Source organism: Streptomyces sp. NPDC014991, from assembly GCF_043080665.1.
GTDB lineage: Bacteria > Actinomycetota > Actinomycetes > Streptomycetales > Streptomycetaceae > Streptomyces.
In genome coordinates, this window is the sequence record NZ_JBIBVY010000007.1 from 83,309 (window position 1) to 100,925 (window position 17,617).

At 71.0% G+C, this 17,617-nt stretch carries 18 protein-coding genes and 1 pseudogene; 4 read left to right on the forward strand and 15 right to left on the reverse strand.

All coding sequences use genetic code 11. From position 1 onward, the window contains the following. Window positions 1-217 precede the first annotated feature (217 nt). Together ACF1BE_RS13660 and ACF1BE_RS13665 are read left to right on the forward strand one after the other, a co-directional pair. Entirely contained in the window at window positions 218-1,339 is a 1,122-nt protein-coding gene (locus ACF1BE_RS13660; RefSeq protein ID WP_392199389.1) for a sensor histidine kinase, read from the forward strand. Further along, window positions 1,336-1,998: a response regulator gene (locus ACF1BE_RS13665; RefSeq protein ID WP_392199192.1), complete on the forward strand. Its 663-nt coding sequence runs from the start codon at window positions 1,336-1,338 to the stop codon at window positions 1,996-1,998. The genes ACF1BE_RS13660 and ACF1BE_RS13665 overlap by 4 nt, the downstream gene beginning before the upstream one ends. A gap of 30 nt (window positions 1,999-2,028) precedes the next feature. Here the strand turns inward: ACF1BE_RS13665 and ACF1BE_RS13670 are convergent, their stop codons facing one another. Beyond that, entirely contained in the window at window positions 2,029-2,448 is a 420-nt protein-coding gene (locus tag ACF1BE_RS13670; RefSeq protein WP_392199193.1) for a MerR family transcriptional regulator, read from the reverse strand. 26 nt (window positions 2,449-2,474) lie between these two features. Then, entirely contained in the window at window positions 2,475-3,242 is a 768-nt protein-coding gene (locus tag ACF1BE_RS13675) for an SDR family NAD(P)-dependent oxidoreductase (protein WP_392199194.1), read from the reverse strand. A 290-nt stretch (window positions 3,243-3,532) separates the two neighbouring features. On the opposite strand from ACF1BE_RS13675, the gene ACF1BE_RS13680 reads away from it, so the two are divergent. Then, window positions 3,533-4,054, forward strand: coding sequence for a GNAT family N-acetyltransferase (locus ACF1BE_RS13680; RefSeq protein ID WP_392199390.1), 522 nt, complete (start codon window positions 3,533-3,535; stop codon window positions 4,052-4,054). A gap of 422 nt (window positions 4,055-4,476) precedes the next feature. On the opposite strand, the gene ACF1BE_RS13685 is transcribed toward ACF1BE_RS13680, so the two are convergent. The 13 genes and pseudogenes from ACF1BE_RS13685 to ACF1BE_RS13745 form a co-directional block, all read right to left on the reverse strand. Beyond that, on the reverse strand, window positions 4,477-6,249 hold the full coding sequence (locus ACF1BE_RS13685) for an immunity 49 family protein (RefSeq protein ID WP_392199195.1): 1,773 nt from the start codon (window positions 6,247-6,249) through the stop codon (window positions 4,477-4,479). A gap of 182 nt (window positions 6,250-6,431) precedes the next feature. After that, window positions 6,432-6,557, reverse strand: a complete 126-nt coding sequence (locus tag ACF1BE_RS13690) for a hypothetical protein (protein ID WP_392199196.1) — start codon at window positions 6,555-6,557, stop codon at window positions 6,432-6,434. Between the two features lie 227 nt (window positions 6,558-6,784). Further along, window positions 6,785-7,006: a helix-turn-helix domain-containing protein gene (locus ACF1BE_RS13695; RefSeq protein ID WP_392199197.1), complete on the reverse strand. Its 222-nt coding sequence runs from the start codon at window positions 7,004-7,006 to the stop codon at window positions 6,785-6,787. After that, window positions 7,006-7,497 (reverse strand): DUF2975 domain-containing protein, encoded by a 492-nt coding sequence (locus ACF1BE_RS13700; protein ID WP_392199198.1) that lies wholly within the window; start codon window positions 7,495-7,497, stop codon window positions 7,006-7,008. The genes ACF1BE_RS13695 and ACF1BE_RS13700 overlap by 1 nt, the downstream gene beginning before the upstream one ends. 265 nt (window positions 7,498-7,762) lie before the next feature. After that, a complete protein-coding gene (locus tag ACF1BE_RS13705; protein ID WP_392199199.1) occupies window positions 7,763-9,178 on the reverse strand; it encodes a DEAD/DEAH box helicase in 1,416 nt (471 codons plus the stop codon). Between the two features lie 498 nt (window positions 9,179-9,676). Next, window positions 9,677-9,973, reverse strand: coding sequence for a hypothetical protein (locus ACF1BE_RS13710; RefSeq protein ID WP_392199200.1), 297 nt, complete (start codon window positions 9,971-9,973; stop codon window positions 9,677-9,679). A 305-nt stretch (window positions 9,974-10,278) separates the two neighbouring features. Further along, window positions 10,279-10,392 (reverse strand): annotated as a pseudogene (locus ACF1BE_RS13715) (SAM-dependent methyltransferase); the annotation flags it as partial. 221 nt (window positions 10,393-10,613) lie between these two features. Further along, complete coding sequence (locus ACF1BE_RS13720) at window positions 10,614-11,006, reverse strand: peptidase inhibitor family I36 protein (protein ID WP_392199201.1); 393 nt, start codon at window positions 11,004-11,006, stop codon at window positions 10,614-10,616. 512 nt (window positions 11,007-11,518) lie between these two features. Then, entirely contained in the window at window positions 11,519-12,964 is a 1,446-nt protein-coding gene (locus ACF1BE_RS13725; RefSeq protein WP_392199202.1) for an NAD(P)/FAD-dependent oxidoreductase, read from the reverse strand. Between the two features lie 32 nt (window positions 12,965-12,996). Then, on the reverse strand, window positions 12,997-14,154 hold the full coding sequence (locus tag ACF1BE_RS13730) for an MAB_1171c family putative transporter (protein WP_392199203.1): 1,158 nt from the start codon (window positions 14,152-14,154) through the stop codon (window positions 12,997-12,999). 61 nt (window positions 14,155-14,215) lie between these two features. After that, a complete protein-coding gene (locus tag ACF1BE_RS13735) occupies window positions 14,216-15,373 on the reverse strand; it encodes a hypothetical protein (RefSeq protein ID WP_392199204.1) in 1,158 nt (385 codons plus the stop codon). Beyond that, window positions 15,370-15,939, reverse strand: coding sequence for a toxin (locus tag ACF1BE_RS13740; protein ID WP_392199205.1), 570 nt, complete (start codon window positions 15,937-15,939; stop codon window positions 15,370-15,372). The genes ACF1BE_RS13735 and ACF1BE_RS13740 overlap by 4 nt, the downstream gene beginning before the upstream one ends. 172 nt (window positions 15,940-16,111) lie before the next feature. Beyond that, a complete protein-coding gene (locus ACF1BE_RS13745) occupies window positions 16,112-16,729 on the reverse strand; it encodes an XRE family transcriptional regulator (RefSeq protein ID WP_392199206.1) in 618 nt (205 codons plus the stop codon). A 373-nt stretch (window positions 16,730-17,102) separates the two neighbouring features. Between ACF1BE_RS13745 and ACF1BE_RS13750 the strand changes: the two genes are divergently transcribed. Then, window positions 17,103-17,588 (forward strand): SDR family NAD(P)-dependent oxidoreductase, encoded by a 486-nt coding sequence (locus ACF1BE_RS13750; protein ID WP_392199207.1) that lies wholly within the window; start codon window positions 17,103-17,105, stop codon window positions 17,586-17,588. The last annotated feature ends 29 nt before the right edge of the window (window positions 17,589-17,617 follow it).

The following is a 17,617-nucleotide window of genomic DNA, read 5'->3' on the forward strand; positions in this document are numbered from 1 at the left end:
GCCCCGGCCGGGGCCCCCATGACTGACGCTGAGTCGACAGGGACGTGTGATGACCGAGGCGGCCGCAGAGCCCGGCACTGGCCACCCGGCGCGCTACCGGGACCGTGTGCGGCGGACGAACACAGCCGTACGACTGGCGATGTACACCGACCTGGCCTCCATGGGAGCGGCGCGACTGGTGGGAGCCGCCCGGCGCTGGGGCCTCCGGCTGCCGCCCATGGTGTGGGACTCGCTGTTGCCGGCGCTGCTCCTGCTCAACATCATGACCACGCGTGAGCCGCAAGAGCTCCCGGTGGCCGTGGCCCTCACCGCCGCCCTCGCTCTGCCCCTGGTGTGGCGGCGCCGGGCCCCGCTCACGGTGTTCGGCGCCGTGGTGGCCGCGGCCTTCGTCCAGTGGCTGATGGACGTCCAACTGCCGGCGGACATCGCCTTGCTGGTGGCCCTCCACACGGCGGCCGCGAACTCGGGCCGGCGTGGCACGCTTGTCGCCGGTGCCGTCGTGGAGGGCGGGGCCCTGCTGGCCTGCCTGCGCTGGGCGACGGAAGGCGCGTTCCTGACCCCCTTCGTCGCGGTGACCGCGATGGTCGTCGCCGCCACCGTCCTGGGTGTGAACGTGCGGACCACGCGCGCCTATCTCGCGGCCCTGGAGGAACGGGCCGCGCGCCTGGAGCAACAACAGGACCAGCAGGCGCGACTGGCCGTCGCCGAGGAGAGGACACGTATCACCCGGGAGATGCACGACATCGTCACCCACAACCTGTCCGTCATGGTCGCGCTCACCGACGCCGCCGTCTACGCGCAGCACCGGTCGCCCGACAAGGCCACCACCGCGATGCTCCAGATCTCCGAGACGGGCCGGCAGGCCCTGACCGACATGCGGCGCTCGTTGGGCATCCTGCGGACCGACGAACCGGACGCGGAGCGCCACCCGTTGCCCGGCATCGCGCAACTGGAGACCCTCGCCGACCAGATGTGCGCCGCCGGGCTGCCGACCCGCGTCGAGATCCGGGGCGGCCACACCCACATACCGGCCACCGCACAACTGACCGTCTACCGCCTGGTACAGGAAGCCTTGACCAACACTCTCAAGCACACACCCACCGGCACGCACGCGAAGGTCCGGATACGGTGCTCAACCGAGACCGTCACAGTGGACGTCGCCGACAGCGGCCCCTGCCCGCCACTTCCGGGCGCCACACCATCCGGCCACGGCATCCCCGGCATGCGCGAGCGCTCGGCCGCCTACGGGGGGAAGTTGCAGGCCGGACCGCTTCCGGGCGGCGGCTGGGGAGTCCATACCCGCCTCCTCCTCGACAGCGGCGGATCGGCGTCCGCATGACGATCCGCATCCTGATCGCCGACGACGAAGCGCTGCTCCGTATGGCCTTCAGCACGGTTCTGGAGGCCCAGCCCGACATGGCACCGGTCGGCGAAGCCGGGGACGGTATCCAGGCCATACGCCTCGCCCGGGAGCTGCGCCCCGATGTCGTCCTCATGGACGTCCGGATGCCCGGGACCGACGGGATCGAGGCGACCCGGCAGATCACCCGGATCTCCCCGCGGAGCAGAGTGCTGATCCTCACCACCTTCGACCTGGATGAATACGCCTTCGCCGGACTCCACGCCGGAGCCTCGGGCTTCCTGCCGAAAAACACCAGGCCCGAGGAACTGCTCACGGCGATACGCAGCGTGGCCGCGGGCGACGCGGTGGTCTCCCCGCGGATCACCCGCCGCCTCCTGGAGACCCTCCGCCCGCACATCCCTGACCCCAGCAGCGCCGACCGCGACGAGCGGCTGAGCCGGCTCAGCCCCCGTGAGCGCGAGGTGCTCATCCAGGTGGGCCGCGGTCTGTCCAACACCGAGATCGCGGCCACCCTGTACCTCGCGGAGGCGACCGTGAAGTCCCATCTGGGGCGAGTCCTGCAGAAGCTCGAACTCCGCGACCGGATACAGGCCGTGATCTACGCCTACGAAAGCCGCCTCGTCCACCCGGCATGACGCCGCCGCCCGGAGCCGGCGGCGCTGCCCTCAGCCCCGGGCGTCCACAGGGCTATGCGATGGTCCGACGCAGCTGTCACGGGAAGTGGGGCGGAACCGATCGGCGGCCTTCTCCTGAAGTGCCCTTTCCAGCCGGTCGCGGGCCTCGGTCTGGGCGGCGATCCGTTCGTTGAGGACCGCCAGCCGTTCCAGCGCGACCCGCAGGCCCCTGTCCGAAGGCGGTGCGGCAGCCACATCGCCGTCCAGGCATGGCAGGAACACGCGCACGTCGTCCAGGGTGAGCCCGGCGTCCAGCAGGCAGCGGATGTTGCGGACCCGCACCACGGCCGGCCCGTCGTAGATGCGGTAGCCGTTGGAGGCCCGCTTCGAGGAGATCAGCCCGGCCTGCTCGTAGTGCCGCAACGCACGAGCGGTCGTCCCAGTCGCCCTGGCCAGTTCGCCGATCCGCACGGCATCCACCTCCCGGACCGATCCTGTCACGCCACGACCGCTCCGCCGTCGACCGGGAGTACCACTCCGGTGACGAACGACGCAGCCGGCGCGGCAAGTTGGGTGATCGCCCAGGCCACCTCCTCGGGGCGGCCGATCCGCGCCAGTGGGGTGTGCGCCAGTTGCCACTCCCGCACTGCCGCCATCCGCTCCGGTGTCAGGCCCTGGTGCTCGCCGATGGGGGTGTCGATCGCGCCGGGGGCCACTGCCACCACCCGGATCCGGCGGGGTGCCAGCTCGACCGCCCAGCTGCGGGTCAGCAGTTCCAGGGCGGTCTTGGTCGCGGCGTAGACCGAGTTGCCGGTCCAGGCCCGCTGTCCCACCGACGTGCTGACGTTGACGATCACCCCGCCCGAGGCCTCCAGGAGCGGCAGCATCGCCTGGGTCAAGAGGATCGGGGCGACGAGGTTGGTGGCGATCTGAGGCGCGATCAGCTGCGGGGTGAGAGTGCCGAGGGCGCCGCTGCGCACGATGCCGGCGTTGTTGACCAGCACGTCCAAGCGGCCGTATGTCTCCGACACGGCTCGGACGATCTGTTCGGGCCCGTCCTCGGCGGTGATGTCGACGGACAGTGGCGTGATCCGGTCGTGCCCGGCAGCGGTGTCCCCGAGTGGTTCGCTCCGCCGTCCGATCGCGACCACGTGGGCGCCCTCGGCGGCGAAGGCGCGGGCGGTGGCCCGGCCGATGCCGGTGCCGGCTCCGGTGACGGCGACGATCCTGCTGCTCTGCGGTGCTGTGCTGTTCATGCCGGTCATCGTGCAACCCTGCCGCCAGCGGCAAGGTCAACGCCTCCACCCAGTGGCAGAAGACGTCGTCTTCGGTGCCGGCGAGGGTTCCACCGTCGCCACGAGGGAGCCGTCCGCGCGGCCCGATGCCCGGCCCCGGCCGCCCGGTCACCCCGATCGCGAGCCGCTGGGCGCCTTCCCGGGCACGCATCCCGGCACCAGTGTCAGCGGCGCCGGGCCATGGGCGGCTGGATAGGCTGGCGGCCGTGAATACGGCCTCGAACAGCAGCGGGACAGCTGAGCCGGTCATCCTGGACGCGATGGAGCTGATGTCTGATCCAGCCCGTGGAGCCGGGTTCGCGGAGTCGGCCCACGAGATCCTGGCGGACCTGGTACGCGGAGGTGCCGCGCTCGGCTGGGTCGAACCACCCCCACGCCATGAGGTGGCGGAACTCTTCGGCCGCATCGTCAGTGCGGTGCACGCGGGGGATGGGGCCCTGCGTACCGCTTACCTCGACCGTCGGCTGGTCGGGCTGGGGTACTGGCTGCGTTACGCCCGACCGACTCACCGGCCGCATGCCGACCTGGAGAAGATCGCGGTGGATGCTGCCGCCCATGGGCGTGGTGTCGGCCGGGCGCTGACCGCTGCCTTGATCGCTGACGCCCGGCGGGCGGGGATCGAGGTCCTCACCCTTGACGCTCGTGGTGACAACAGCAGTGCCCTGCACCTCTACCGGTCGCTGGGCTTCACCGAATACGGCCGTCTGCCCGACTTCGTCGCTGTCGGCGAACGCCGCTATGACAAGGTCTTCTGCATGTTGGACCTCCGCCGGCAGAACTGAGACCGCGCATGGCGGCATGGAGAGCACCCCCTTCCGGTTGATGATCATCCGCGCGGGATGATTTCGGTGTGCGCGCTGGAGGCGGGCTGCTCGCGGTCGAGCCGGCGGGGAAGAAGCGGACACAGGCAGGCGGTCGACGCGGCGCGGCAGCGGGTGCCTGCCTGCACCCACTGCCGGCCCGACGCGGGCCCCCGGCGTCCTCGACCAGCACCGGACAGTGACCGGCTGCCGGGTGGCTCCACGCTGTCCGCCCGGCCACCTGTGGCGGCGCGGAAGGCATCACCGCATGACGTGTTCCTTGCCCGTCCCGGTGCTGACCGTGGCCGTGGAGAGCCCAACGCAGTCCCCGGGGTGGGCAGCGGAGCCGAAGTGCTGGACAGTGTTCGGGGCTGTCCGTTCGCCCGGCTCGGTGTAATGCGGGCCTAGAAGGGTTCGGCGGCCCGGAGGAGCCGCTGGGGCAGGTAGGGGGACTCGACCCGGATGTCCCAGCCCCGGCGGCGGGCGTGGCAGGCCAGTGCGAGGACGTTGAGGTTGATCGTGGCGTCGGGGTCCTCGGCGCGGTCGCCGACCTGGTAGTAGTCACGGTGGGCTTCGAGTGCGTCGGCCAACGCCAGGTTGAAGCTCTCCTCGTCGCCCTCCACGAGCTGCGACAGCAGGACCGCCGGTGGCGGGAGGAAGCCCCAGTCCTTGGCCTTCTCCGCCTCGAGCACGGCCCGCTCCGCCGCTGACTCCGGGTCCCCGGCCTTCAGGTAGGCGTGCAGGGCCTCCCGGTAGGCGGCGAAGGCAGAGCCGTCCTTGCCGGCCACCGTGGGGCCGGTGAGGACCAGGGGTGCGAGGTCGTCGCGTACGCCGGTGATCAGGGCGAAGGCGGTGGCGTGCTCCCAGGCGGCGGGGCCCGCTTCCTCGGCCCGGACGGCCGGGTAGCGGAGGTTCTGTCCGTCGATGGTCACCTCGGCCTCGGTGCCCGGCTCCGCCAGGGCGACGCGGAACAGGGCCGCCCCCATCTGGGAGGCAAGGCGCAGGTTCTCCAGCTGGGCGTCGGTGACGTCGGCGGAGTTTCCGGCACGCCACTTGAAGAGCAGCTCCTGGTAGCGGAAGGCGCTCCCGAGCCGCCATAGGGCGAGGGATTCTCCGTCCTCCTGGGTGAGGGCCTCCCGGGTGTATTCGTCGAACTGGGCCTCGGTGTCCGGGTGCACGGTGCGTTCGGACGCCGGCCGCTCCACCACCAGCGGGCCGGCCTCCAGCGCTGTGACGGCGTCCGGACGCCGGTTGCGGCCGAAGCCCCCGACCCTCGGGCCCCCGGTTGCGAAACCCGTGACCAGGGCGTGCGGGAGGTAGTCGGTGTGGAGGGCCGGCAGCCAGCCCAGCGTCCGGTACGCGAACGCGGCCAGGCCGAGCGGCAGCAGGGGAAGGAGACCCCGCGCGCAGGCGCCGGGGTCGTGCTTGGCGGTGTGCGGGAGCAGGAGGGCGGCCAGGCCCGCGTCGTAGGCCTCCCGGTCCTCGGCGGCCACGGCGCGCAGCGTTGTCAGTGCCACGCTGTCCGGCCGGTCGAGGAGGCTCTCGCCGCTCTCCTCCGCGCGACTGCGGAGGCGGGCCAGCGCGGCGTCGAGGGCGGCCAACTTCGCCTGCGCAGTCGGCGGGTACGCGTCCTCGTCGTTTCCGGTGTCGCCGAGGACCTGCGCCATGAATCCCGTGGCGAGCTCTCCGGTGGGGGTGCCCTGGGCCTTCTCGGCGAACTTCTCGCGAGCGAAGTGGAAGGCCTCGCCGTGCGACGTGGTCTTGTCGGTGAGGATGGCGAGGCAGAACGCGTCGATCCATTCGCCGGGCGTGACGCTCTCCTCCGTACCCTCTGCGCCGTCCTCGTCGCGGGGGTCGTAGCCCATGCCGAAGTTCACGTAGTCGAGAAAGACCTGGAACGTGCAGTGCGGGTGGTACGCCGCGTAGGCGACCGCGCCGGCGGCGGCCTCGGCGGCGTTCCTGAGGGCGGCCTCGGCCTCCGGGGTGTCGAGGCTGGGTTTCTCGGCGGAGAGGGCGCCCAGGTAGTCGAGGAACTCGTCGGTGATGGCCTGCCACTCGTACGTGCCCATCCGGCCGGCCTTCGACATGGACCGGACCTGTCGGCCGATCCGGTTCGCGAAGTCCTCGCGCGCCGCCGAGATGACTGCCTCGGCTACCTGGTGTCGCTCTGTCCGCACTGCACTGCTCCTTGATGCCGGTCCCCGTGCGGACAGCCTAGGCGCGGAGTCTGACAGACCGTGCGGATGGGCGTCGGCGGGAACCGGAGGCTTGGAAGGCGCGTACGGCAGGGCTGGAAGGCGAGCCTGGACGTACGGGCAGGGACTGCGCGTTGTCGCGCGACTCCGGTTCGTGATCATGATCACGTGAGTCCGAGGAGGGCGAGCGGTCGGCCGGCGTCGCGGGCGTTGTGCCGGAGACCGGCGGCGATGCCGCTCTCCCCGGCGAGGCGAAGGGCGCCGATGGCGAGGTTGCGCCAGGTCGCCATGGCGCGGGATGCGGAGCCGGTTCGCAGCTGGGAGGCATCCTCAGCGAAACGTCAAGTCCCGGACGTCGCGCAGGGCCTCGACCTCTCGACGCGGCCCGGCAGGCGCCGCACGGTCGCCTCCGACGGCATCTCCTCGGGCACCGCCCCGGGATGCTCGCGGAGTTGGTCGACGGCAGGCGGGAATCGGCGATGATGCGTCGGCACGCACGGTCTTCCACATAGGCGCGTCATTCGCCTGCGGCGTCCTCGGGCTCCCAGCGCAGCAGGTCGCCCGGCTGGCACTTGAGCACCTCGCAGAGCGCGCCGAGCGTCGCGAAGCGCACCGCCTTGGCGCGGCCGTTCTTGAGTACCGCCAGGTTGGCGGGAGTGATCCCTACGCGGTCCGCGAGCTCGCCCACGGACATCTTCCGCCTGGCCAGCATCACGTCGATGTCGACGGCGATCGGCATCAGATCACCTCGTCCAACTCCGCCTGCATCTGCGCCGCTTCGACGTCGCGCGCGACGGCCTGGGCAAGCAGCATACGCAGCACGAGCACGATGAGCGCGACCCCCAGGACGGCCACGCCGACCCCGCCCATGATGACGGTGACGCCCGGGTCGTCCCGCTGACCCGGAGCATTGACGACCGTGACCGCGAACCACACGAGGGCAGCCGCCACGATGGCGCCGATCACGCCGTCCACGTATCGGAAGGCGGCGTGGGAGAACACGGTTCCGCGTCGCACCATCGTCACCAGCCGCCACACGCAGACCAGGGCGACCTGGACCGACACCATGCCCAGGACCGTGATCAGGCGCAGCGCGGTCAGCGGGAGCGACCCGTCCTCCGGGTCGCTCCCGCTGACCAATGTCCACACCATCAACGCCTGCACGAACACGGTGCCGGCGAGAACCACCACGAGCACGGCGCGCAGCGCACGCACGGTCAGCTTTCCCATGACCCGTCCCTCCATCGACTCACGATGGAAATCTATCGAGATTCGATAGGTGAAGCAAGGACGGGACGGAGGGTGGGCGGCAGTTTCGCCGTACGGGACCCGCGGGGCCGGCCCGCGGTGTCATCAGGAAGTCGGACGCGCCGTTCGCAGTCGAACGGCGCTGCCGCAGCCGCTTGAGACGGTGGAAGATCGTGGGCTGCGACGAGCTCGGAGAAGGCGATCCTGGCGCGGGGCGGGGGCCGTGCGGCTGTCGGGGCAGCGGCTCTCAGCCGCCACGGCGCACCAGGGCCGCCTTTCGGGCCTCGGCGAGCTTGCGGGCCTGGTCGCCCTTTCGGGACTTCCCGCCGGTACCGCGGGAGGCGTCCTTGCTGGTGCCCAGGCCACGGAAGGGGGCATTGGTGTTCTTGGGCCGAGGCGCGGGGGGCCCGCCGTCGAGGGGGGTGCCGGACGGTGCCTTGGCCCCGGTGATCCGGCTCAGCACCGCCTCGCCCGAGCGCACCTTGGAGACGGTCGGCTCGATGCCGGCCTCGGCCATCAGCCGGCTCATCTCGCGGCGCTGGCCCGACAGCACCAACGTGACGACGCTGCCGGACTCACCCGCCCGGGCGGTACGGCCCGCGCGGTGCACATAGTCCTTGGGGTCGGTGGGCGGGTCGACGTTGACCACGAGATCGAGGTCGTCGACGTGCAGGCCACGAGCCGCGACATTGGTAGCCACCAGGACGCTGATCTGGCCGCTCCTGAACTGTCCGAGGGTCCGGGTGCGTTGCGGCTGGGACTTGCCGCTGTGCAGGGCAGCGGCGTGCACTCCGCTGGCCCGCAGATGCCGGGTGAGCAGGTCGACCGCGTGCTTGGTGTCCAGGAACAGCAGTACGCGGCCGTCGCGGGCGGCGATCTCCGTGGTGACGGCGTACCGGTCGGGGCCGTGGACGACCAGGACATGGTGGTCCATCGTCGCCACGGCGCCCGCGGACGGGTCGACCGAGTGGACGACGGGGTCGTGGAGGTAGCGGCGGACCAGGTCGTCGACATCGCGGTCGAGCGTGGCCGAGAACAGCATGCGCTGGCCGTCGGGGTGCACCTGGTCGAGCACCTCGGTGACCTGCGGCAGAAAGCCCATGTCGCACATCTGGTCGGCCTCGTCGAGGACGGTGATCCGCACCCCTCCCAGGCGGCAGGCCTTGCGCTCGATGAGGTCGTGCAGACGGCCGGGGGTGGCGACGACGACCTCGGCTCCTTGGCGCAGCTCGGCGACTTGTCGGCCGATCGACATGCCGCCGACGACGGCGGCCATCCGCAGCCTGAGTGCGTCGGCGTACGGCACAAGCGCCTCGGTGACCTGTTGGGCAAGCTCCCGGGTAGGCACCAGGATGAGAGCGAGCGGCTGCTTCGGTTCCGCGCGCCGCCCGGCCGTCCGGGCGAGGAGAGGCAGGCCGAAGGCGAGGGTCTTGCCTGATCCGGTGCGCCCACGCCCGAGGACGTCGCGTCCCCTGAGAGCGTCCGGCACTGTGGCTGCTTGGATCGGGAACGGCTCGCGCACGCCGAGTTCGGTGAGCGTTCGCAGCACCTCGGCCGGCAGGTCCAGGTCGGCGAAGGAAGCGGCCGGGGGTACCGTCGGGGCGGTGGTCACCGGCTGGGCAGGGTCGCCGTGCGAGGTGCCGGGTCGGTCGGGGTCGTTCATGAAGAGCCTTCCGCGTGGGAACGTACCGAGGAAGGCCCGGCAGGAACGAGCAGCCGACGAACGATGGGAACCGAACGGGCAGAAGCGCAGGCCGCCACGAGGACGCAAACACGTGAGACTAACACAAAGTGACGGCCGGCGTCGTGATGCATTGCTCCGCATGGTCACGGCCAAGCACAGGGAGCCGGCGCCACCGAGGACCAGCTCCGCACGCGCGGCCCGGGCCGAACGGCGGGAACCGGATGTACTCCCTGATGAACCGCGGTACCGCCGACCAGCCGTAGGTGAGCGTGACCTCGGTCTCCGACTCCACCCGGTGGCGCAAGGTCGTGACGTCAGATCCGGCCGCCGAACTCCAGATGACCCCGGGCCTCCCGCAGGCATGCCTACCCTGCTGAGACCCGGCGGGCGGTCCTCACCGTCGAGGTCGGGCGTGGGTGGCGCCGGCAGGCGGGCAGCGGTGATCTGCCGTGGTCGGGCCGGTGGCCGGGGCTGTGGTCAGGGCGTGTCGCCGCAGTGGTAGAAGCGGCAGGCCAGGCCCGGGCCCGGTGCGCGGGGTTCGCCGGGCCGTGGGTCGTACAGCGACCGCCCGCCGGGAAACCGTCCCAGCTCGGTGGGCAGGGCCGCGCCGGCGTCGACTTCCTCCGGCCGCCAGCCCGTGATGTCCAGCAGCAGCCCGTCCAGCGGGCCGCCTGTGAGCACGGCGTACGTCCGGTGCGCACGCGGGCCCGGGTCCTGGTCCTCGTGGTCGCGGCCGTACACCCGGCCGCGCAGCAGTTGCTCGTCTCCGTTCACCCGTCCAGAGTTCCAGCCGCCACTGACAACGAGGGGCCGGAGACGGTGACAGGTCCGGCTCCCGCCCGGACGTCATCGTGCCCACGGCACGTGCACAGGACGTCCCGCTCGCCGGGCCGGGAGTGCCGGCGGAGCAGCCGCCGACGGCCCTGCGCGCACTTGCCCCCCGCAGCGCGTGCGCACCTGCCGCCGAGCGTCTCGTTTCCGCGGCCTCGTGCTCCGCCTGGCGTCGCCAGGCCTGCTCGCGCTGCACGGCGTACGGCCGGTGGCCGACCGGGGCGTCGCAGGGGCCGTGTCCGCCGCTCCTCGGACACGTCGGACGGCACCGCGACCTGGCCGGGCGGCAGGAACCGCGGCGGCGGCACGCTCGGCTCGACGCCGGATCGGCCGCCGGGGAGACGAGAATCTGCGGCAGGCCGCCGGGTCGCCAACGTAAACCGCGCCTGTCTCGAGACTCCAGATCGCCGACGGCCCGCACCGCCCCGACGTCGACATCGCCCGCGACAGCACGGTGCGGAGGCGGCACCCGGCTGGACGCACCGCCTCCGCACAGATGTCGACGTCGGCAGGAACCCCTGTTCGACGAGGACGCCATCTCCGTCACGCAGGTGTTCCGGCGCCTGGATCCGCGCTTACGGGCCTACTGCTTCTTGAAGGAGCGGATCTGGTAGCTGCCCTGGAGGTTGCCCCCGTGGCCGGCAGGCGTCGATCCGACGCGCGCGTGGTAGTTGGTCTGCGTGTAGTACTGCACGCGGTGACCGGTTCCGTTCCACACGGACAGCACCTTCTTGCCGTTGCGGATGAAGGAGCACAGGTCGGCGGTGTTCGCAACCTTCTCCGACGTCCACTGGCAGCGGTTGCCGCCGCCGTCCCAGCCGCTGTAGATGCAGAAGTGCCCCGGGTCGCAGCGGAAGGCCGCGGCGGCGGCGGTCCCCGGGCCGGCCGGGGCGGAGGCGGCGGACGCGGCGGGGGCGGTGCCGAGGGCCGCCGCGAAGGCGACCGAGGCGATGGCGAGCGAAGTGACATGGCGCATGCTGATCGTCCCTTTACCACTGGTTTCGTCGTCGGTGTCCCCGGAGGACGGTTGCCAGTGTCATACACCGCGAACGGCGGTCACCAGAGCGTGCGCAGGGGCGCGTGAGGCGTCCCCGGCAGCTACTGGCACTGCCTCTCCACCTCGTGAGCCGGGGCCTCCGGCGGAGTCGGGGCGCGCACCGACAGACGGCGTGCGACCCCGAGCCGAGAGGACCGGTTCGGTGCGGGGTGCCGGCGCCGCACCCGGAGACCCGGTCCCACTGGACCGGTCGGACGACGGCGGCGGGGCGGGCGGCAGACACGAAGGTGACCACCGGGGCGGTGGACGACCGGGGAGGGCGTGAGGGCGTCTTTTCCGGGTGACCGCACCGCGCCGGATACATGGTGGCCGCGGTGAGCGCGTCCCCTGGGTCCGTGTGCACATGGGTGGTACGACGATCCGGTGAACGCCCGGCTGCGAGTCGGTCGCGTTGTCCGGGAGGCGGACGGACATGCCGGAACAGCCGAACCTCATGGGTGGGCGACTGATGCGGTTGCCTTCTCCCCGGCCTTCCTCAGCCGGTTGAGTACCTCACTCTCCGCAGGCCGCAAGGGAGGCTCGGACGTCCGGGGAAGGAACGGTCCGGTCAGGCCGGCCAGCAGCGCCTTCGGTCGTAGCACTCGGGTCGGAGTGGCCTTCAGGCTGGTGACGTCCCAGAGCGCGGCCGCCGCGTCGTAGGAACCGGTCGCGGCCTTGGTGAGTCGGCGTGCGTAGCGGGCGGTGACCCGGTCGGCGAGTGTGGGCCCTCCCCCGAGCACACCCGGGTAGAGGATGTCCATGCCGACGGCGGTGGCCCAGGCCGTGTCGACGTGGCGGGCGGCACCACGCAGGACGCGCCGGGACAGACCGGGGGCGGTCAGGCCGTGCTGCCGGAGTTCCCGCGTCAGGACCTGGGCGCCGAGTGCTGCCACCGACATGCCCTGTCCGTAGGCGGGGTTGAAGGTGGTCAGCGCGTCGCCGAGCACGACGAACCGTTCGGGCCACCGCGCGGACTTCTCGAAGTACCGGCGAGCATTGCTCGTGCTGCGGCCACGAGTGACCACGACGTCGGTGAGGGCCTGCGCGCCGGAGATCAGGTGGCCCACGATGGGGTGCGGCAGGTTGAGGGTGTACTCGAGGAAACCCTGCGCGTCCTGCGGAGGTTCACCGCCGCGGGTGCCACCCGCGCTGACCATCCACCGGCCTCCCTCGATCGGGAGCACCATGGCGCTCCGGCCGGGCCGGCCGTTGTAGGGGTTGGCCTGCACCACCGTCAGCGGGAAGTGTTCGGCGCCCTCCGGCGTGCGGTAGATCCGGGTGGCGTTGGTGAGTCCGGAGTCGACCTTCCGTTCTTCGACGCCCGTGATGCCTATGCCGCTGAGCCACTTAAGGCTGCTCGATCCCCGACCGCTCGCGTCGACGACGAAGTCCGCTTCCAGTTCCGGGCCCAGGCCGTGGTCCGCTCCGCTGATCCGGACACCGTGAACACGCTGGGCGTTGCCGATGAACCCCTCCACGGTGGCCCGGTGGATCGCGATGTTGGCGTAGGAGTCGAGCAGGGCCCGGCGGAGGACCCAGTCCAGCAGGGCCCGTGTGCAGGTGATCATGTGCGGGCCGTTCCGCCTCCACCGGCGGAACCACCCACTGTCCGCCGTGAGGGCGAGCATGCCGTGGCCGAGGGCGATCTCGTGCGCCCCTGCGTCCAGGAGACGGTCGCGCACGCTGTCCGGGAAGAGCGTCTCCATGGCGGACAGGCCGCCGGCCATGAGCAGGTGGGCGTGGTGGCCCTGGGGAACGCCACGCCGGTTCTCAGGACCTTCGGGAAGCTCGTCCCTGTCCAGGAGGAGGATCTCCAGCGCGGGCTCGGCGCGGGACAGGGCCGCGGCGGCTACCAGCCCGGCTGTGCCGGCTCCGATCACGACAGCTTTTTGCGACAACTGGTACTCCCTGTAACGATGGTGAGACGGTCTCACTGGATTCTCGCCTGTTCCGGCGCCGCCTCACGGAGGCGGCTCACGGCGTGCGCCAGCTCGACCAGACCGATGGTGACCCGGAACTTCTCCGGCGGATCGGCAGGGCCGTCGTCCTTGCCCGCAGCACGGCGGATACCGTCGATGATCATCGCCCGTTCCGAGGCGTACCGGGCCTGTTCCGGTCGCTCGCCACGCTCCACGGCGGCCGCGTACGCCGCGTGACCGACCCGTTGGTCGAAGTGCGCCGTCAGCTGTAGCAGAGCGTCATGGATATTGGCCTCGAGCAGGTAGAGGCGGCTGCTCGGCATCTGCCACCACAGCTGCCACCACGTCGGTTCCGCGACCGGTGGTGCCGTGACCACGTCCTTCACCGCGGACCACAGCGGTGTCAGCGCACGGTAGGTGGCCAGGCTCTGCTTCTCCGCGGCGGCGGCGGACGCGAGACGTGGAAGGACGAACCCGGCCGAGTAGATCAGAGCGCCGAGCGCGGCGGCCGGCGGGGCGACGGTGGTGGACAGGACGTCCAGGTCGTACCCCAGCCAGCGCGCGACGACAGCGGTGACCTTGGCGAGTGTGAATCCGAGGGCGTCGAGCAGGAGGCCGGCGAGGATCAGCCGGAGGCCGACGCGAAGGAGCCCGGTGACCTCGTCGCGCGCCCATTTCAGGCAGACGGCGCTCAGCACGACGGTGCTCGCCAGATGACCCACGAGGTAGAGACTGATCATCTCCCGCATGTACGGGGTGTTGGCGTAGTACGTGTCCAGGTCGGTGAGCCGCTCCGTGTGAGCGTCCGCGAGGCTGAACAGCAGGACGATGGCGATGATGAGTGTCCCGTAGACGGCGACCGTCATCCGCGTCATGCGCCGTATCCGCTCCCTGGGACCGCCTCTCCAGTGGATCAGCAGGATGATCAGGGAGCAGCTCAGGGCGGAGATCGAGCCGTAGGTCAGCGGGGCGCCCACGTTGGGAATGCCCGTGGCGTGGTTGACCGCGGCGAGCGTCACTGGAGCGGACCAGAAGAAGCAGGTGGCGGCGATGAACGCAGTGGCCCGCGTGGCGTTGGACAGTGGTGAGCGGGGAGTCCTGCGTGGTCGGCGGAGCAGTATGGCGGCCAGAGCCAGCAGGACAGACGCCATATACACGACAAGACTCATCTTTTCGGGGACTCCGTTCAGGTCCGCGGATGTGGGGGGAATCGTGTACTCGGATCCAGGATCAGACCGACCGGGCCCCGACGGTGTCCGGCTCTCGTACCGTCTGCTCGGACCTCTTCACGGCATCGGCGATCCGGACCAGGGACTCGGCGTCCCGCGGGTGGGAGAGCCTGGCCGGCTCGCCCACGGGCCTGAGCACCGGCCGGGTGCTGCGCCGTACGGCCGCGGCGATGGTCGTGGCCCACGCGGCGGAAGTAGCGCTCTCCCAGTCACCCGTCCTGTCGAACTCGGTGTGGAAGGCGTCGTCGTAGAGCCTCTCGTCGAAGTGCGTTTCGAGTGCGAGGAGGCCGTTGTGGATGGTGCTCCAGCGCCAAGTGCCCCACAGGAGCGGCGAACGCGGGCGCTCGACGCGCAGGGCGCGCTCTTTGAGAACCGGGTCCAGTACGGCGTCGAGGGGCGCGAGACGGAAGAAGTCCCGCCACGCCGAAAGGTGGTGGCCCGCCACGGGAAGAAGGACTCCCACCACGGTGAGCAGTGCGCCGAGACCGGCGCAGAGGGGCGGGATGGAGGTGCCGAGGACCGCCCAGTCCCGGCCGGTCCACCGCGCGATGACAGCGACCAGCTTGGAGACGCTGTACCCGGCGCTGATGACCGTACCGGCGCCGATCGTCAGCAGGCTGGCCCGCAGCCAGGGCAGCCTGCGCACCTCCGCCTCGAAGGCCCAGCGCAGTGACCAGACGGCACTGACCGTCACGGCCGTCAGGTGAGCGACCAGGTACAGGACGACCATCTCGGAGATCCAGGGCGCCGTCGCGTAGTACGTGTCGAAGTCGCTGCGACGCTCTTCCGTGGCGTCCCCGAGGATGTAGAGGGCCGCGACAGCGAGAAGAACAGCCGTGTAGCCGTAGAGCCAGCTCCGTGTCGTCCGGCGCGCCGAGGGGCCGCCCCGCCAGCAGGCGATCAGGATGAGAAGCGTCGCGCTGTACGCGGTGATCGAAGCGTAGGTCAAGGGGGCGGCCAGGTTGGGTACGCCGCTGACCCGGTTGATCACCTCCACCGAACTGGGCGCCCCGAGGAGGAAGCACAGCGACGCGAACGCCAACACCCCGTTGATGGCACGGAGCGAGGGCTCGCTCCCGTTCCGGATCAGGCCCGGCAGTTTCACCAGGAGCCCGATCCACAGCAGGCCGCAGCTTATGTAGTTGATCGACCCACTCATCTCCGGTTCCCTCGATAACTGAGAGCGTCTGCGATACGGCGGGCAGTCGCGCCCGTGATCACGTCCCGTTCCATCAGCGCCCGCATTTCCTGCCCGACCCGGATGCCGAACAGTTCGGCCTCCTTCTCGGGGTCCTCGTCGAAGCGCGAACGCGCGGCGGCCGGGTGCGCGCCGTGCGCATGCCCGGACTTCAGCTCGTCCCAGGCCCCGCCCGCCAGCTGCTCGGGTGTGAAGCCGTCCTTCTGCCGCATGTGCCACAGCTCGTGACCGAAGATCTGCGCCTGATGCCAGATGGCCGCGTCCTGCTCGATGATGATGTCGTCACGGTCGACTCGCTCCAGCCACATCCCGGTGGCCTTGAACTCGCGCGGGATGTGAACCTTGTGCACCTCGAGCCGGCGATCGCCGCGCCACTGCCTGGCGGACTCGACCAGAGCGTCGAACAGGGCCTCGGGATCTGCCGGCGCCTCCGTGCCACCGTCCGCGCCGGCGTCGCTCCCCTCCACGCCGGCATCGCTCAGCCTTCCTCGGACCGGAGCGATGAGCGTCTCGGCGAACTGACGCATCTCCCTGTCGCGCGCCCGTAACCGTTGCCACTGGCGGAGCCGGGTCAGAGGAGTCATCGCCTCCCCCGGCAGTTGTGGACAGCGGCCGCGCCACGGACCGTGCCCGGCTCCTGTCGCCCGGCGGGATCACGTCGGGGCCGCGGAAGGCCGGGGGTCCCGCTGCCACCGGCGATCACGACGCGAGTCCTTCTTCGTCTCGGGCACCACCACGGGCACCCGGTGCGACAGGCCGGGTGACGGCCTCCGCCCACTGGGCCATCGCCCGCACCCCGGTGGGCGACAGGAGCCCGCGTGCCGCGAGCCGCAGGATCTCGGGCGTACGAAGCTCAGCGAAAGGATCCGACCTCGACTCCAGTTCCTGAAGGCGCTGTTGCAGCGCTTCGTCGAGTGCCTCCGGCTCGTCCGCGAAGAAGAACCCGGGCGGCAGGGAGAAGAACCGACGGAGCCGGTCGGCGGACTCCAGGCTGGGTATCCCCTTCTTGCGCCACTCGCTCATCGTCTGACGGGTTACGCCGGCGGCTGCGGCGATCTCTTCGAGGGCATACCTCTTCCCGTCGTCACGCCGGCGCGTCTCACGGAGGAAGTCCAGCCGCTGCCGTACGCGCTCCGCCACCGAGATGTCCTCGGCCCGTCCGCCCGCGAGCAGGATCAGCACGACGGCCTCCGGGATCCCCGTCTCGTACGACAGGCCCGCGCTGTCGAGCACCTCGGACAACTCGGCGCGCCCCGAAGCACGTTGGATGCGCTCCAGGGTTCCGGCCAGTCTTGCGTAGGCATCGTCTGCTGCCACCGGGCATTCTCCTGCGCGCGTCGCTGATCAGGGGCGGGACGTACGCGAGCGTATCCGCATCCCCCCAACTGGTCGACACGGTCGGGGAAGCGTGCCTGTGTGTGCGAGGTGGTTGTCATCTTATGGCGTGCGGCAGCACGATCACCGCGGGAGTGATCCGGCGCCGGTGCGCCCGGCCATCGGACGGTCAGGCCTGACGCCGTCCGGAGCGCATCCGGCTCAGTTGCCCGAGTGGGTGGACGCCGTCGAACCGAGCACGGTCCGGGGGCCGGTCGGCCGGTGAGGGCGATGTGAGACGAGCGGTCCAGCCGTCGTCCAGGCACAGGTCCAGAGTCCCCGTGCAGGGGAAGTGCGCGGCGAATCTGGAGGCACCGTGGATCTACGGTTGGACGGCAAGCCGGCACTGGTCACCGGGGCGACCCGCGGCGTCGGCATCGCGACGGCGCGGGCGCTGGCACGAGCCGGTGCCGATGTCGTCGGCTGCCACCACGGCGACGAGCGGACCGCCGACGACGCCTCACGCGCCCTGGCGGAGACGGGCGGCAAGCACCGGATCGTCCGGGCCGACGTGACCCGCCCCGATGACGGAGCCGCCAGATCCGGGATCACCGGCATGACGCGCGCCCTGAGCAAGGAACTGGGGCCGAAGGGCGTACGGGTCAACGCCGTGGCTCCCGGCGTCGTCGACACGGGCCCGGACAGTGGCCTGCCCGCCGAGGTGCGGGCCCGGATGGCCCGGATGTCCGCGCTGGGCCGCCTGGTGACCGCCGAGGAGGTGGCGCAGGGCGTCCTGTTCCTGGCCTGCGACACCGCCCGGTACGTCACCGGCGTCACGCTGAACGTCGACGGTGGACTGTAGCTCAGCATCGTTCTCACCCAACCGCCCCA

What these genes read in the sequence shown, in the direction of transcription:
- ACF1BE_RS13660 (WP_392199389.1), top strand. Translation starts at nt 218, where the DNA reads ATGGTGTGGGACTCGCTGTTGCCGGCGCTGCTCCTGCTCAACATCATG.
- ACF1BE_RS13665 (WP_392199192.1), top strand. Translation starts at nt 1,336, where the DNA reads ATGACGATCCGCATCCTGATCGCCGACGACGAAGCGCTGCTCCGTATG.
- ACF1BE_RS13675 (WP_392199194.1), bottom strand. Translation starts at nt 3,242, where the DNA reads ATGACCGGCATGAACAGCACAGCACCGCAGAGCAGCAGGATCGTCGCC.
- ACF1BE_RS13680 (WP_392199390.1), top strand. Translation starts at nt 3,533, where the DNA reads ATGGAGCTGATGTCTGATCCAGCCCGTGGAGCCGGGTTCGCGGAGTCG.
- ACF1BE_RS13690 (WP_392199196.1), bottom strand. Translation starts at nt 6,557, where the DNA reads ATGGCGACCTGGCGCAACCTCGCCATCGGCGCCCTTCGCCTCGCCGGG.
- ACF1BE_RS13695 (WP_392199197.1), bottom strand. Translation starts at nt 7,006, where the DNA reads ATGCCGATCGCCGTCGACATCGACGTGATGCTGGCCAGGCGGAAGATG.
- ACF1BE_RS13700 (WP_392199198.1), bottom strand. Translation starts at nt 7,497, where the DNA reads ATGGGAAAGCTGACCGTGCGTGCGCTGCGCGCCGTGCTCGTGGTGGTT.
- ACF1BE_RS13705 (WP_392199199.1), bottom strand. Translation starts at nt 9,178, where the DNA reads ATGAACGACCCCGACCGACCCGGCACCTCGCACGGCGACCCTGCCCAG.
- ACF1BE_RS13720 (WP_392199201.1), bottom strand. Translation starts at nt 11,006, where the DNA reads ATGCGCCATGTCACTTCGCTCGCCATCGCCTCGGTCGCCTTCGCGGCG.
- ACF1BE_RS13730 (WP_392199203.1), bottom strand. Translation starts at nt 14,154, where the DNA reads ATGAGTCTTGTCGTGTATATGGCGTCTGTCCTGCTGGCTCTGGCCGCC.
- ACF1BE_RS13735 (WP_392199204.1), bottom strand. Translation starts at nt 15,373, where the DNA reads ATGAGTGGGTCGATCAACTACATAAGCTGCGGCCTGCTGTGGATCGGG.
- ACF1BE_RS13740 (WP_392199205.1), bottom strand. Translation starts at nt 15,939, where the DNA reads ATGCGTCAGTTCGCCGAGACGCTCATCGCTCCGGTCCGAGGAAGGCTG.